Genomic DNA, 1367 nt, shown 5'->3' on the forward strand with positions numbered 1-1367 from the left:
GTGAGAAAGACAATATTTTACCACAATTTCAATAAGTTATCTTTTTTGTCATGTACAAAGAAACTGCTTTCTTGCCACGTCGATCTCCTCGTTCGCTGCGTGGCATTCTATCTAAGCTCTTGGTCCATTTTCCGGGGTCCACTTTAACTGGCTGTTCCAGTGAGCGGTGCGGGCGGCCCGGCTGTTCAATCCGATTTTGTAGTCTCCTCATGGCACCCGCACCGGCGTGGGCCTCACGCCGCGCCATATCGCGGCAACCGTGAAATAAAGCAGTTCCCTCTGTAGCACCCGCCTTGCTCAGGTTATCCGCCATAAATTAACTTTTTGATAAATAATGATCTTTATCTGGAGTTATAAGTTGGCACGGGGTTTGATACCCGCTCAAGCGGGAATACGGCCATCCCGCAAAACGCTCGATGCTTTCAACGCCTTTAACCTTAACTCAGGAGTTATCGCCATGAACAGCAAAACTATCGTCCATTCCGCCCTTGCCAGCGTCTTCACTCTGGGTTTGCTGGCTGCCGCCGGTCAGGCCAGCAGTCAGCCGGCGCCCGAACAAAAAGGCGCCGAAAAATGCTACGGCATTGTCAAGGCCGGTAAGAATGACTGTCAGACCAGCGCTCATGCCTGCGCCGGTCAAGCCAGCAAGGACGCCCAAGGGGATTCCTGGGTCTATGTCCCCAAGGGTTCCTGTGAAAAGATCGTCGACGGCAGTTTGAAGCCAAAAGCCTGAGACCCTGCCCATGACCGCCAAGCCGGTATCGTCCGTGCTTGGCTCCGGCCCCATTCCGGCCCGCGCCGGGATCGGCCTGCGGGCCGAACATTATGACGCGGTTCTGGACCGCCGCCCGTCAGTCGGCTGGCTGGAAGTCCACAGCGAAAACTACTTCGGTGCGGGCGGCAAACCGCTGGATTATCTGGAGTGGATTCGCGCCTGCTATCCGCTCAGTCTGCATGGGGTTGGCCTGTCCATCGGATCGACCGACCCGCTCGACCGCCGACACTTGGTCGCGCTCAAGACGCTGATCCGGCGGTTTGAACCGGCGCTGGTTTCGGAACATCTGTCCTGGGGTTCAGTAGGCGGACGCCATTTCAACGACCTGTTACCGCTGCCCTATACCGAAGAAGCGCTCTCTCATTTGATTGCGCGAGTTTGCCAAGTACAGGAGATCCTCGGTCGGCAAATCCTGATCGAGAATCCATCCAGCTATCTGCAATATGTGGGATCAGTGATCCCTGAATGGGAGTTCCTGGCCGAACTGGCCCGGCGCAGCGGCTGCGGTGTACTGCTGGATGTGAATAACATCTAAGTACAGGACAAAAAATTTAAAGCCCACAGGAAATCCTGGAATTTGTCGGCGAGGTTG

The 1367-nt window shown here is 55.4% G+C and carries 2 protein-coding genes; both read left to right on the forward strand.

Features of this window, described 5'->3' with window-relative positions; all coding sequences use genetic code 11:
• The first annotated feature begins 457 nt into the window (after positions 1–457).
• On the forward strand, positions 458–733 hold the full coding sequence (locus BN874_RS12390; protein WP_034433801.1) for a BufA1 family periplasmic bufferin-type metallophore: 276 nt from the start codon (positions 458–460) through the stop codon (positions 731–733).
• 10 nt (positions 734–743) lie between these two features.
• Entirely contained in the window at positions 744–1310 is a 567-nt protein-coding gene (locus tag BN874_RS12395) for an MbnB/TglH/ChrH family RiPP precursor modification enzyme (protein WP_051497789.1), read from the forward strand.
• Positions 1311–1367: the final 57 nt, after the last annotated feature.

The organism is Candidatus Contendobacter odensis Run_B_J11 (assembly GCF_000531125.1).
Taxonomy (GTDB): Bacteria; Pseudomonadota; Gammaproteobacteria; order Competibacterales; family Competibacteraceae; genus Contendibacter; species Contendibacter odensensis.